The organism is Corynebacterium ammoniagenes DSM 20306 (genome assembly GCF_001941425.1).
Classification (GTDB): Bacteria; Actinomycetota; Actinomycetes; order Mycobacteriales; family Mycobacteriaceae; genus Corynebacterium; species Corynebacterium ammoniagenes.
Window position 1 is genome coordinate 1,928,075 of record NZ_CP009244.1, and the last position, 12,788, is coordinate 1,940,862.

Annotated in this window: 15 protein-coding genes; 5 read left to right on the top strand and 10 right to left on the bottom strand. The window is 55.8% G+C overall.

Features of this window, described 5'->3' with window-relative positions:
• Positions 1 to 105: 105 nt before the first annotated feature.
• The 9 genes from CAMM_RS08790 to ychF all read right to left on the bottom strand — a co-directional run bounded on the left by CAMM_RS08790 (position 106) and on the right by ychF (position 5,738).
• On the bottom strand, positions 106 to 618 hold the full coding sequence (locus tag CAMM_RS08790) for a 2'-5' RNA ligase family protein (RefSeq protein ID WP_003846239.1): 513 nt from the start codon (positions 616 to 618) through the stop codon (positions 106 to 108).
• A 5-nt stretch (positions 619 to 623) separates the two neighbouring features.
• A complete protein-coding gene (locus CAMM_RS08795; RefSeq protein ID WP_003846241.1) occupies positions 624 to 995 on the bottom strand; it encodes a carboxymuconolactone decarboxylase family protein in 372 nt (123 codons plus the stop codon).
• Positions 996 to 1,104: 109 nt separating this feature from the next.
• The gene (locus CAMM_RS08800) at positions 1,105 to 1,545 is read right to left on the bottom strand and encodes a YtoQ family protein (protein WP_040354858.1); all 441 of its coding nucleotides are present in this window, start codon (positions 1,543 to 1,545) and stop codon (positions 1,105 to 1,107) included.
• Between the two features lie 82 nt (positions 1,546 to 1,627).
• Positions 1,628 to 2,476, bottom strand: a complete 849-nt coding sequence (locus CAMM_RS08805; RefSeq protein WP_003846245.1) for an aspartate dehydrogenase domain-containing protein — start codon at positions 2,474 to 2,476, stop codon at positions 1,628 to 1,630.
• 182 nt (positions 2,477 to 2,658) lie between these two features.
• Positions 2,659 to 3,012 carry a DUF1801 domain-containing protein gene (locus tag CAMM_RS08810; protein WP_003846247.1) on the bottom strand — a complete coding sequence of 118 codons (354 nt, stop codon included), beginning with the start codon at positions 3,010 to 3,012 and terminating at the stop codon, positions 2,659 to 2,661.
• Between the two features lie 250 nt (positions 3,013 to 3,262).
• On the bottom strand, positions 3,263 to 3,562 hold the full coding sequence (locus CAMM_RS08815) for a HigA family addiction module antitoxin (protein ID WP_003846250.1): 300 nt from the start codon (positions 3,560 to 3,562) through the stop codon (positions 3,263 to 3,265).
• 554 nt (positions 3,563 to 4,116) lie between these two features.
• Complete coding sequence (locus tag CAMM_RS08825; protein WP_003846254.1) at positions 4,117 to 4,452, bottom strand: HigA family addiction module antitoxin; 336 nt, start codon at positions 4,450 to 4,452, stop codon at positions 4,117 to 4,119.
• Positions 4,401 to 4,619: a type II toxin-antitoxin system RelE/ParE family toxin gene (locus CAMM_RS13235; protein WP_373871625.1), complete on the bottom strand. Its 219-nt coding sequence runs from the start codon at positions 4,617 to 4,619 to the stop codon at positions 4,401 to 4,403. Before CAMM_RS13235 ends, CAMM_RS08825 begins: the two co-directional genes overlap by 52 nt.
• 33 nt (positions 4,620 to 4,652) lie before the next feature.
• Entirely contained in the window at positions 4,653 to 5,738 is a 1,086-nt protein-coding gene (gene ychF / locus CAMM_RS08835; protein ID WP_040354941.1) for a redox-regulated ATPase YchF, read from the bottom strand.
• A gap of 211 nt (positions 5,739 to 5,949) precedes the next feature.
• Here ychF and CAMM_RS08840 point away from each other — a divergent pair, with 211 nt between their 5' ends.
• The 3 genes from CAMM_RS08840 to CAMM_RS08850 are packed head-to-tail and all read left to right on the top strand — an operon-like array spanning position 5,950 to position 9,990.
• Entirely contained in the window at positions 5,950 to 7,410 is a 1,461-nt protein-coding gene (locus CAMM_RS08840; RefSeq protein ID WP_040354943.1) for an AI-2E family transporter, read from the top strand.
• 34 nt (positions 7,411 to 7,444) lie between these two features.
• Positions 7,445 to 8,698 (top strand): DNA recombination protein RmuC, encoded by a 1,254-nt coding sequence (locus CAMM_RS08845; RefSeq protein ID WP_003846260.1) that lies wholly within the window; start codon positions 7,445 to 7,447, stop codon positions 8,696 to 8,698.
• Positions 8,699 to 8,733: 35 nt separating this feature from the next.
• On the top strand, positions 8,734 to 9,990 hold the full coding sequence (locus tag CAMM_RS08850; RefSeq protein ID WP_003846261.1) for an MFS transporter: 1,257 nt from the start codon (positions 8,734 to 8,736) through the stop codon (positions 9,988 to 9,990).
• Between the two features lie 108 nt (positions 9,991 to 10,098).
• Here the strand turns inward: CAMM_RS08850 and CAMM_RS08855 are convergent, their stop codons facing one another.
• Complete coding sequence (locus tag CAMM_RS08855) at positions 10,099 to 11,079, bottom strand: 4-hydroxy-3-methylbut-2-enyl diphosphate reductase (protein ID WP_003846263.1); 981 nt, start codon at positions 11,077 to 11,079, stop codon at positions 10,099 to 10,101.
• A gap of 84 nt (positions 11,080 to 11,163) precedes the next feature.
• Here CAMM_RS08855 and xseA point away from each other — a divergent pair, with 84 nt between their 5' ends.
• Entirely contained in the window at positions 11,164 to 12,405 is a 1,242-nt protein-coding gene (gene xseA, locus CAMM_RS08860; RefSeq protein WP_003846265.1) for an exodeoxyribonuclease VII large subunit, read from the top strand.
• 53 nt (positions 12,406 to 12,458) lie between these two features.
• Positions 12,459 to 12,785 carry an exodeoxyribonuclease VII small subunit gene (locus tag CAMM_RS08865; RefSeq protein ID WP_003846267.1) on the top strand — a complete coding sequence of 109 codons (327 nt, stop codon included), beginning with the start codon at positions 12,459 to 12,461 and terminating at the stop codon, positions 12,783 to 12,785.
• The last annotated feature ends 3 nt before the right edge of the window (positions 12,786 to 12,788 follow it).

The following is a 12,788-nucleotide window of genomic DNA, read 5'->3' on the forward strand; positions in this document are numbered from 1 at the left end:
GAACCCATTGTGTTTTCTCGCAAATAGGATTTCCAGTAATCCTTTGAGGAACACGTTATTAAAGAATCTAGACCCCTGCCTTGTGTCCGAATCTAAGGTATTGACTTAGCTGCCCTCTTCTCCTGCAAGGACAGTTAGTTCCTGGATCCGTGGTTTCCATAATGCGGCCCGCTCAGCGGTAAGTTCCTTCAAATGCGGCGAGGTTAATTCATCCAGCGCCCTGATATAGTCCGGCACTATTTCCCGCGGGAGGCGTAACCCCACGGTCAGATGTGGAATCCACCGCTTGCCGCGGCCATCTGGGTTGATACTGCTAATCTCGCGGGCCGCAGCTTCAACTTCCTCATCGGTTTCAAGCAACCAGGCCACGGTTTGTTTGCGCTTGGTGCCAAATACGACCGTTCCTACCCGACGAAACTGAGCAGGAATAACCGCAGGAAGTAACTTCGCAGCACGCGCTGTTACTTGCTCCGCCATCTGCGGTGAGAAGGTCACCGTGATGTGCGGTGTCTGATTTTGGACGGGAAATCCGCGTTCGGCCAATTGCGCAAATAGCGCACGGACCTGCTGCTCTTCCTTTTCCGGAAGATGCAGCAGGATATTATCGGGTGAGGCCATGCGCCTTAGCCTTCAAAAGCTGCCTTCATGCAACGCATGGCGGCCAGGGTCTTTGGCACGCCAATATAAGGCATCAAGTGAACGAAGCACTCGGCCACTTCTTCCTTGCTCATGCCTGCGATATCAACAGCGGTCTTGATGTGGCCGGTCAGCTGCGGTTCTACCCCACCCATGGCCGCGAGTGCCGCCATGTTCAGCATCTGACGGTCACGCAATTCAATTCCTTCGCGCTGGTAAGTACCACCGAAGACTGCCTCTACAACCCAATCCGACGAGCCCGGCGCGAACTCATCCAACTGCTTCTTCCACGCCGCAGCGCCTTCTGGCGACTGGGTATCTTCGACAAACTTATTGCCCTTGTCCTTGCTCAGTTCCACGAAACTCTCCTATTTCTTTTCAGTTTCAAAAGTTCTGCTCAGCGCGCCATCGTAGCAGGAAATGCGCACGTCAGCGCCGAGTTGCCAGCGAAGCATCGTCAAGCGAAAGCTAAGCCTTTAATACATACCGCAAGGTTTCGACGACCTGCTCCGTCGTCTTGCACCACCCTTGCGCCTCGGCGTCGACCTCTTTGAGCGGGTGCACGAGATCTTCATCGTGCAAAGTGACATAGGGCTTGCCCAACGCCGCGCAATAGCCGGCGTCGAATGCCGCATTCCACTGCTTGTACTGCTCACCAAAGCGCACGACCACAAAATCTGCCTTTTCAATCAAGGTGCGGGTGCGGATGGCATTGATCTTGGCCGATTGGTGGTCGCGCCAGAAAGAATCACTATTTTCACCAAGATGGTCACCCGCCGCGTCACTAGCTGGGTGATCTGTAACCGGCGCGGTGCAGGTTACGTCCAGGCCTGCCGCTTCTGCACCGCGCTGGATCTCTTCACGCCAATCCGTGTGGATCTCACCCGACAGATAAACATTGAAACTCATGGTCAGACTCCTTAGAACCATTCAATAAGACTTCTTGTATCTGCCACGAGCCTAACCGAAAAATGGCGAAAGGGCTGGGGTTTTACTTCTTATCCGATTTTGGTGACGACGTTTGGAGTGCGTGCCTTAACGTGTGGGCTACCGACAAAGCAGTGATAGCTGAGGTTCTCGGATTCACCGGACTGGGTACCGATTCGCTGCCCAGGGTAAAAGCCCCAGCGGAACCAGTGACCTCGATGTCATGTCGGGTGTCCTTTAAGTTTGGCGCCGCGACGAGTTCTACAAAGACGCGCTCAAGCGATCGCTGCAGCAGCTCATCATCGCTGGCTCCCCTGCCTCGCGTTGCCCAGGCTAGAGCGACGGATACGTTGACGTTGCCGGGGAATTTCTTAATTGCATCGCTGGGTCGACCGCTAAAGAGAACAAAAGGCTCCGTCGCTTCTTCTAATTCAGCGCGTTCCTCATCATTCATCCAGTCTTGGACTAGGGCCTTCGCGTCCTTGCTGGTGCGAATCTTGACGGTGTCCACGGCATTCGACTCAGCTAAGGCAGCCCACAAATCGAACCCGCCGATCGCACCAGATGTGACGTGCACCTTGCCTGGGCCTGATAATAAAGCCCGGCGCGAATCAGGGTCAGCCAATGCGCCTACTGATGTCAGCACCAAGTCTTTGCCGCGTGAAACAACTGCCGATCCGAACTCCTGCGCCGCGGGAACACCGGCGCATTCCACGACAATGTCATGACTATCGATGAGATTCGTGAGGTTGTCATCATGGAGTGAAACACCGAGTGCTCCCCGTGCCAGATGCGGGGATATATCTCGAACGAACGCACTGACTTCAAATTCACCTGGGTCAAAAAGTGACACTAACTGGCGACCAATTGCACCAAAACCTAGCAACAATACTCGAGGAATCGAGGCAGACATGGCAACCCTCCAAAGGCTCACAGTTGATACGTGAGCCCAGTCTATCTACTTGGTCTTCACGCAGCTGCCGAGCCATCGACGCGAATCACAGCTAGGATAATTCGACAATGCAGAACTATGTCTCTACCGCGTGAGAGTTACCGGCCCCGAGGCACTGACGGCTCCCGCAGTTGGGGCTTAGATTAAGAAATAGCCCTTCGGATGATTTCCGCGATGCGCTTCTCGGTGGCTTCGTCAATGGAATCGAAGAACCACGCAGCAGGCATTAACATTCCATCGTTTCCACCAGCCGGGACAAGCTCAACTTTTTCAGTGAACGCTAGATTAACTCGCTCATCATTACGCAGAGTAATCAGTGCGGGTGTGCTCGCGGATAACGCATACGCTGGCATCCCGTACCAGATTCTGGGTTTTAGCTCCGGTGCAGCATCCATGATGACTTCGTGGGTGCGCTGCACAAGAGAGCGTTCCGGTTCCGCCATCGAGTCGATCTTTTTCAATACTGCAGCGAGGTTCTTCTCATCTTTCGATGCCATGCCATGTCCTTTCCATAGCTGATGCTATGCATCGTGCGGTTGAAGTTGGCGCGATAATGCGCCACACCCCATCCAGACATGTCCCGAGAAATTCGGTCCTCTCCGCGATGATTCAGGCTTCGGCGCCTGGAAGTGCGTAAAGCAGCATGTGCTGCTAAAAATCAGAATACTGACACAACGACGGCGTCGCAATAGGCTAATCGATGGGTCAGATCCCGCAGTCCGCAAATTTCAAGCGTGCGCACACAACCTATGGCGTCTGCAGCGGTTCGATCGACGCTATCTGCTCCGCCGCACGTTCTTGCGCTTCTTCAAGTTCATAATGCGACTGGAGATTAAGCCAAAACTGCGGTTCTACTCCAAAGTACTTTCCCAGGCGCAATGCTGTGTCTGCAGTTATACCGCGTTTGCCGTGGACGATCTCATTTATGCGGCGCGGAGGAACGCCAATCGATACAGCCAACTTGTTTTGGGTGATTTCAAAGCCGTTAATGAAGTCCTCCAGGACGACCTCACCCGGATGAATTGGAGCGTATAGCTTTTCAGTCATGGTATCCCCAGTGGTAATCAACTATTTCCACATTTTCAGGACCGCATTCTGTCCCACGAACGTTAATACTAGCTAAACGCTTCTACACATTGCACTTGAACTCCACCGAGTTCCGGCACGTAGGACCGTCATCGCGTACGGCTGGAGCACCGGTATGCTCCGAGTGTCCCGTGACTGCACCGATCGGATCCGAGTCCATGCCCACTGTCCAAATTCCTACCGCTGGAGCCCGAGTGCCATCACAGCTTGCTGCACCGATTTCAGATGCCGTTTGAACTCGTAACCCACGAACCCTGGATGCTCGATGGCCCCTGCACTGACCTCGCGCCCGCGGACGAACGGTGGACAAGGAGCGAACTGGACTCCCGGAGGTGCTAGATCCAGAAGCCGTGCTGTCACTCGGTAGGAGGCCAGAGCCTCAACGTGCAGGCCCGGTCCGTCGGTGATCACGACGTCCGCCGTCGTGATTGCCTCGCGCAGCCCTCCTGCCAAGGCATCCCCGGACCCCGGAGCTCCGCACGGACAGCAGATGTCTCATCCGGCTCTCGAATCGCTCACGCGACTTCGAGAGGCGTGATCGCAGCGACCTTGTCACGCAGCACACGACGCTCGATCCGCAGCTCGTAGTTCGACTGCAGGTTCATCCAGAACTCCTCGGACGTGCCGAAGTAGCGCGCCAGACGGATCGCAGTGTCCGCCGTGATCCCTCTCTTGCCGTGAACGATCTCGTTGATGCGCCGCGGCGGCACCCCGATGGACACGGCGAGCTTGTTCTGCGTGATCCCGAAGCCGTCGATGAAGTCCTCCATCAGGATCTCCCCCGGGTGAATCGGTTCGATCAGATCGGTCTCAGTGGTAGTCGACGAGTTCGACAACTTCTGCACCTCCATCTCTCCAGACGGTTGCCTGGCGGGATCCTGAGGTCCTCGACATCCTTCGCCGCATGAATCAGCTCGAGCTTCCGCAAGGTCGCCCGCTGCACTGTCCTGTCAACGCGCTTGACGTACTGCTCATGCCAGATGCGCTCGGTGTCCTTACTGCCGAACGATCTGATCACGAGAACAGTATATAACGGACACCGTCATTAACGCTAGACGTTAAACTTGAACTCCACCACGTCGCCATCGGCCATGATGTATTCCTTGCCTTCTTGGCGGACCTTGCCGGCGGAGCGGGCTTCAGCCATGGAGCCGGCGGCGTCGAGGTCTTCAAAGGACACGATTTCGGCCTTGATGAAGCCCTTTTCAAAGTCTGTGTGAATAACACCGGCAGCTTGAGGCGCGGTGGAGCCTTGCTTAATCGTCCACGCGCGGGATTCCTTTGGCCCTGCGGTCAGGTAGGTCTGCAGGCCGAGGGTCTTGAAACCAGCCGTGGCTAAGGTCTGCAAGCCAGGTTCAGTCTGACCTACTGATTCCAGAAGTTCCAAGGCCTCATCGGCATCGAGCTCAAGCAGCTCGGTTTCAGTTTGAGCGTCGAGGAAGACTGCATCGGCAGGCGCAACGAGTGCACGCAATTCATCCTTTTTCGCCTCATCCGTCAAAATTTCTTCATCCGAGTTGAAGACATAAAGGAAAGGCTTCGCGGTCATCAGGTGAAGATCGCGCACGAGTGCTAAATCAATCTCGCCAGACTTGGCCGCAGCAAACAACGTGCGGTCGTCTTCCAAGACAGCCTGCGCCTTCTTGGTTTCTTCCACCTGCTCGACTAAGTCCTTGTTTTTCTTCGCATCCTTTTCCAGACGAGGCAAGGCCTTTTCAATCGTCTGCAAGTCCGCCAAGATCAGCTCCGTATTAATAACGGAGATATCTGCGGTTGGGTTGACCGCGCCATCAACGTGGATGACATTGTCATCGGAGAAGGCGCGCACAACCTGACAGATGGCATCGGCTTCGCGGATATTAGAAAGGAAGGCATTGCCCATGCCTTCGCCTTCCGATGCACCCTTGACGATACCGGCGATATCGACGAAAGATACCGTCGCCGGCAAGATGCGCTCCGAGCCGAAAATCTCAGCCAGACGGCCCAAGCGGGGATCGGGAAGTTCCACCAATCCGACGTTTGGCTCAATAGTTGCGAAGGGGTAATTCGCGGCCAAAATATCCGAACGGGTCAGGGCATTAAACAAAGTGGACTTGCCAACGTTGGGCAAACCGACAATTCCAAGTGTAAGACTCACGCGGATCATCCTAACGCACACCAATGCGGGTGTGGCAGAATGGGCGGCTTGTAGCCTAAATAGTCGGCTTTTAGTGCAATATAGAACCGTGAGTTCAAATGATTCTCAAACACCAGAGCAGGGCGGTGGTGAACACTCCATGAGCCAAAACCGAAGCGATGATCACCAAGATCATCACCCAGAGGCAGAGCAGACTGCCCTGGCTCAAGAAATGACCGCGCAAGAGCTGGAGAAGTTACAGCTCAGCGGCAAGTTTGACCATTCCACTGATGTGGAGCGCCTCGAAGCGATCTCACCTCATCCTCCGGGAGACCAGGTCGACCGGACGGTGGTAGCCGGTGGGATGATTAAGTCTGCATCGCTGTGGGCTATTCGCTTAGTTGTCATTGGTTTCTTTTTATATCTCCTCGGGGAAATCATCGGCAGCTTCTGGCAAGGAATTTTGCCGGTGGTGCTCTCGCTTATCGTCTGCACGGTGCTCTCCCCCATCGCGTCAAAGCTGCGCCAGTTTAAGTTCCCCTCGGCGCTTGCCTCGATCATCAGTATTTTGCTGTTTGTCATCATCGTCGGCGGAATCTTTTCCTTCGTGGCGCCAGACTTTGCCCGCCAATCACAGTCGCTTTACCTACAGGCGGTCGAAGGCATCCAGCGGCTTCAGCTATGGGCACAAGGTCCTCCACTAAATCTCAATGCCGCAGATATTGGAAGCTATGTCGATGAGGTCGCCAACTGGATTCAGCAACAGGCAGGCTCGATTGCCGGCTCGTTTATTTCCGGTGTCGGCACCGCTACGAACGTCGTGATCACCTTGGTCGTCATGACCGTGATGACCTTCTTCTTCCTCAAAGACGGACATAAATTCTTACCCTGGATTCGCCAGGCCACCAGCCGTCGCGCTGGCTGGCACCTGACGGAGGCCTTGACCCGCGGCTGGAATACCTTGGGCGGCTACATTCGTGCCCAAGCACTGGTGTCTTTGATTGACGCAGTCGTTATTGGTGCTGGTCTCTATGCAGTCGGCGTACCGCTGGCCATGGCTTTGGCCATCATTACCTTTATGGCAGGATTTATCCCGCTCATCGGTGCCATCGTTGCCGGCGCGCTGTCCGTATTGATTGCGCTCGTATCGCTTGGATTTACCGAAGCACTGATCGTTTTAGGCTTGGTCTTGCTTGTCCAGCAGCTCGAAGGCAATGTGCTTTCGCCATGGCTGCAGTCCAAGGCCATGAACTTGCACCCAGTTATTGTGCTGGTATCGGTCACCGTTGGTGGTGCACTCTTTAACCTCATCGGCGCGTTCCTCGCGGTTCCTGCCGCAGCTATGATTGCGGTCTTCTACCGTTATATCCAGGACATGTTGCAGCTGCAGTCTGGTGAGAAGAAGGCCAGTGATATCGAATTTGCCACCATCGCGGGTTATCTCGCGGGTCGTTACAACGAGGCCCAAGGGGCACATCGTCGCAAGCTTCTCGCGGAGCTGCCGGATAACGTGCAGGCACCGGCCGTGCCGACGGCTTTATCCGATGTCCAAAACGATGGCATTGGGGATGCTCTCGAGCAGCTTGTCGATGTCGACGCGGACCCTAATCCCGACGTCAAACAGCCGAAGGGAAAGATTGCCCAAGCGCGCGACTTTTTCGAACACATCCTCGATCCAAAGGACCGTGGTTAAAAGCTCTGTCTGATACGTGTGAGACAGTAAGGACATGAGTTCTGCACTGCCAATCACGCTGTTATTAGTCGGTCTTTTCATCGGCCTACTGCTGGGCGCAGCCCTCGGTTGGTTTGTACATAGCTCTCGCACTTCCGCGTACAATTCGCGCCAAGGTGCGGGAGCTGAGTCTTTGGAGCAGTCCAGCAGCACAGATCAGGCCGAGCTGGCGTTGTCGGTTAATAAATCGGTTAATCAGTCAGTGGCGCAAACCATTGTTCCACTGGAGCGCGCCATGGAACGGCTCGGCTCCCAGCTGCAAGAGCTTGAATCAGAGCGGGTTAATGCTTTTGCGCAGCTATCCAGCCAGGTGCATTCGATGTCGCGGACCTCCACTCGCTTATCCGATCGCACGGATCAGTTGGTCACCGCGCTGCGTTCTCCAAATGTTCGCGGTCGCTGGGGCGAAATTCAGCTCGAGCGTGTGGTGGAGCTGGGTGGAATGGTCAAGCACGTCGATTTTGAATCGCAAGTCACCGCCTATCTGGGTAATAAAGCCGTCAGGCCTGACCTCGTTGTTAATCTATCCGCGGATCGCCACATCGTGGTGGATGCGAAGGTGCCCTTTTCTGCATATTTGGATGCGCTGGAAACGTCCGATCCGGAAGAGCATGCGGCATATCTTCGTCGACACGCGCATATGGTGCGCACGCACGTGCAGCAGCTGTCCCACAAGGACTACATTGAGGCATTTTCGCCGACGCCAGAATTTGTTGTGCTCTTTACTCCAGCGGATCCTTTCTTGGATGCGGCCTTAGGCGTAGACCCAGAGCTTTTAGAGTTCGCATTTGAGCGCAACGTGGTCATCGCCACGCCAACCACTCTCTTCGCCCTATTACGCACCGTCGCTTTGGGCTGGCGCCATGAAGATATTTCCGATAAGGCCCGGGAAGTGCAGCGCTTGGGCAGTGAGCTGTATTCGCGTCTTAACACGGTGGGCGATCATTACAACCGAGTCGGTCGCAGCTTGGAAAAAGCGGTCGAAGCCTTCAACTCCACGCTGTCGTCAATGGATTCACGCGTGATGGTCACGGCCCGTCGTCTATCGGAGATGGACATCCCCACGCGCACGGATAAACGCCCTACCAATCTTTCACCGGTCACTGCTGCCCCAGCCAAGGCAACACCACGTACGACGCCTGATTCTGAGAGGGAAGAACCTTCGGTAGATGACACGCAACCTCGGCATGCGGCAGGCGATTCTGATGGTGGAAGTGATCTCTTCGGTAATTATTGGTCCGGCAGTTAAGGTTTTGGCGAAATGACAAGGTAGACTCTCTCATCGTGTCCCATGTCAATACCCAATCACACCCAGTAAGTAGCCGCGCCGAAAAAGGCTTTGGCGCGTTGCCCGTGTGGACGAGTATTGCTGTCATTGTGGCTGCCCTTGCAACTGGTCTGATTATTTCGACCATCACTGCAAGCGTGAGTTGGCCTTTTTTGATCTGCTTTATCCTCGGTGCAGTGGCAGCTAGCGCAATGGTGCATGTTCGCGGCTTATTTTTAACTGTCGCGTCCATCCCTCTGCTTTTTAGCATCGCCATTTTTATTACGTCATGGTTGGTCTCGCGCGCCACAGCTGCCGATGGCTCGCCGCTCTTTTCCACCACCATCCTGGTGACCTCGGCGTATCCGCTGCTCGAAGTCTTCCCGCAACTGGCCATAACGGTGATTATTTGCGTCATTATCGCCGTGTTCCGCTTGTACCGCGCTAAGCAAAAAGCCACGAGTATTAGCTCCAAGGAATTGGTCAATCGTCGGAGCATGGCAGAGTCGAATCGCCGCAATAGCGAAACCACCTCGCGTGCACGTAAGACCACGGAGCGTCTATCTGTTGCTGAGTTAGTAGAGCGCAGCAAAAATAACGCTCGCGCGCCACGGCCTGTGGCTCGTCGCGGTTCAGCAACCTCCACCTCCGGTGAAGCTGCAGCCGGCAACGCAGGTGCCGCCCGAGCTACCGGTGCAGCAGGTGCCACGGGTGCTCGCCCGTCCGCTCGCCGGGGGTCTGCAAGCTCTTCTTCGCGTGCTTCCTCTTCCCGGAGGTCGTCTTCTCGTCGCGGCACCGCCGGCGAGGTTCGCCGCGTGCGCGCCACCGATGAGTCACGCCGTGGAAGCCAGCGCCGCGACTACCGCCATGGAGATATTTCCAGCCGCAGCAGCAACTCTTCGCGTGCCGCACGTCGCGTTAATGAAGCACAGCAGAACCAAGAACGCGCACGCCGCACTCAGTCCTTTGAAACCCGGCCCGCCACGGATAACGCAGTCAATGCCGCTGGTTTAGATCGTAATTCTCGCTTGCGTCCCGACCCGCGCCGTCGCGCTGGCGACGTACGCAAGACAGTGAAACGCTCCCAAGCAGCCAATGAATCGCAGCAGCCACGCCCGCAGGCAAAGATGCGCCCTGTGGACAAAGCTACTCAGCCACCGCAGGCGCCAAAGGTGCAGACGCCGAAGGCGCAGCCGCAGCCTCCTCGTCCTGATGCCACTGACGGTCGCAAGCGCGCACCGCGGGCCTTGGATGAAGACCTTTATGGCAACTAGCCTCTAGCTCAAAACGCAAGCAGCCCCACTTCCCAAACTCTAGCTTCGGGAGGTGGGGCTGCTTGCTGTCTGCTGACTATGAGCGCTTGTCTGCGCTACAGCTGGTGCTTAGGCACGAGCCTCAGCATTGCGAGGTGCATTGCGTGGTGGGCGCAGATCACGCGGGAGGGAGAACTGAATCGTCTCCGTCGTGGTGGTTACCTGCTCCACGTTGTTGTAGCCTCGCTCATCGAGGAATTCCAGGACCTCGCGTACCAGAAGCTCTGGAACGGAAGCACCACAGGTGACGCCGACGGTTTCAACGCCATCGAGCCACTCTTCTTGGATCTCTGATGCGTAGTCAACTAGGTAGGAAGTCTTCGAGCCGGCATCTAGAGCTACCTCAACCAGGCGCACCGAGTTCGAAGAGTTGGTAGAACCAACGACAATCATCAGGTCGCACTTCGGCGCAATAGCCTTGACCGATTCTTGACGGTTCTGCGTTGCGTAGCAGATGTCATCTGATGGTGGGTTTTCCAAATGTGGGAAACGCTTACGCAACAGGTTGACGATCTCAATGGTCTCATCCACCGACAAGGTCGTCTGGGACAACCAGACCAGCTTTTCATTCTGCAACCACCCGGGAAGCTTTTCTACGCCTTCCACGCCATCGACGAGGTGGGTGACCTCTGGTGCGTGACCAGCGGTGCCTTCTACCTCTTCATGGCCTTCGTGGCCAACCAAAAGGATGTGGTAGCCATCGCGGTCGAAGCGCACTGCTTCACGGTGAACTTTGGTCACCAATGGACACGTTGCATCCAGGGTCAGCTGCTTGCGGCCTTCTGCTTCTTGGCGCACAGCGGGCGAAATGCCGTGTGCGGAAAATACGAGGTGCGCACCTTCTGGTGCCTCGGAGGCTTCTTCGACGAAAATGACTCCACACTTAGCCAGAGACTCAACAACGTACTTGTTGTGAACAATTTGCTTACGCACATAAATTGGTGCGCCGTATTTGTCCAATGCCTTTTCAACTGTCTCAACTGCACGATCCACACCGGCACAATAGCCGCGGGGTGCCGCCAGGAGAACATTCTTTCCTGCCTCAGTCATGCCCCTAGACTATCTCAGCTGCAGCTAAAACAATAGACTGGGTGCCATGCACGACAGTTCGCACAAGAATCGGGGAGGTCACACATGGCACAAACCGTAAATTCCCCAGCGGCACCATGGCCGGTCGGGAAGGTAAATGACCAGGTCAAGGGATGGATCGAGAAGCTCGGATTTTTATGGGTCGAAGGCCAATTGACCCAAATCAACATCAAATCGACGTGGAAATTGTCCTATCTGACGCTGCGCGATATCGAGCAGCAAAAATCTGTTCAGTTGACATGTCCTACAGATTTGGTTCGCAATTTGCCGACCCCACTCAAAGACGGCGACCGCGTGGTGGTCTACGGCAAACCAGCATTTTATGCCGGCCGCGGTTCTTTCAGCCTGTGGACCACAGACATTCGCCACGTCGGCATTGGTGAGCTACTCGCGCGCATCGAGGCACTGCGCAAGCAGCTCACGGCTGAAGGGTTAACGGACCCCGCACGCAAAAAGCCGCTGCCTTTTCTTCCCAAAAAGGTGGGCCTCATTACCGGCCGTGGTTCAGCCGCGGAGCGCGATGTCCTCGCGGTGTCGCAGGATCGCTGGCCAGCAGTGCAGTTTCGGGTGATTAATACAGCGGTACAAGGCACAGGCACCGTCGCACAGGTCGTTGATGCTTTGCAGCTTCTCGATGCCGACCCAGAGATCGATGTCATCATCATTGCCCGAGGCGGCGGCTCGGTTGAAGATCTCCTCCCCTTTTCTGAGGAGGCATTGCAACGCGCGGTCGCGGCAGCGCACACTCCAGTGGTCTCTGCCATTGGGCATGAACCAGATAATCCGGTGTTGGACAATGTGGCGGATGTTCGCGCTGCTACGCCTACCGATGCTGCCAAGCGGGTTGTTCCCGATGTTGCGTTGGAATACGACCGGATCGCTGAGTCACGCCAGCGTATGGCCGCAGCACTACGCGGGTGGGTCGAACGTGAGCGCCGTGGCTTAGAGCAGCTGCGTTCGCGTCCGGTGCTCGCAGATCCGATGCGCGCCATTACCTTGCAGCGTGAGGAAGTTGCACGACTGCAGCAATTGATGCGCCGTGACATCCAGGTACACCTAGAGCGTGAAACCTCACGGGTCTCAGCGCTGCGTTCGCAGGTCAGTGCTTTGGGCCCGGCAGCAACGTTGGCTCGGGGTTATTCTGTCGTCCAGGTCCTGCCGCGCGATGGATCAGATGCTGAGGTAGTCACCAGCTACCAGCAGGCTCCCCCCGGATCACAGATTCGTGTGCGAGTGGGCGATGGTTCCCTCTCCGGCGCGGTACTGGGTTCCGAACCAGCGAACTAACTTCCCCTTATTACCTTCCACAATTTATCGACGAAATCTAGGAAAGAAGATCTATGGCTACTGATTCTTATGGCACCGGGACTCCAGGTGAAGACGCCTTCCCAGCGATTGATACTTTAACTTATGAGCAGGCGCGCGATGAGCTCATCGAAACTGTCAAGATCCTCGAGCTTGGGCAAATGAGCCTCGATGAATCTTTAAAGTATTGGGAGCGCGGCGAGGCGCTAGCCAAAGCGTGCGAGAGCCACCTTGATGGCGCGTCCAAACGCGTCGAAGAGGCGCTCAACGCTCGCACCACTGAAGAGGATTCTGACTCCACGCAGGAATCTTCTGACCCAAGCAATGCTGACCGCAGCACTGCTGACAACTACGACTACTAGCAA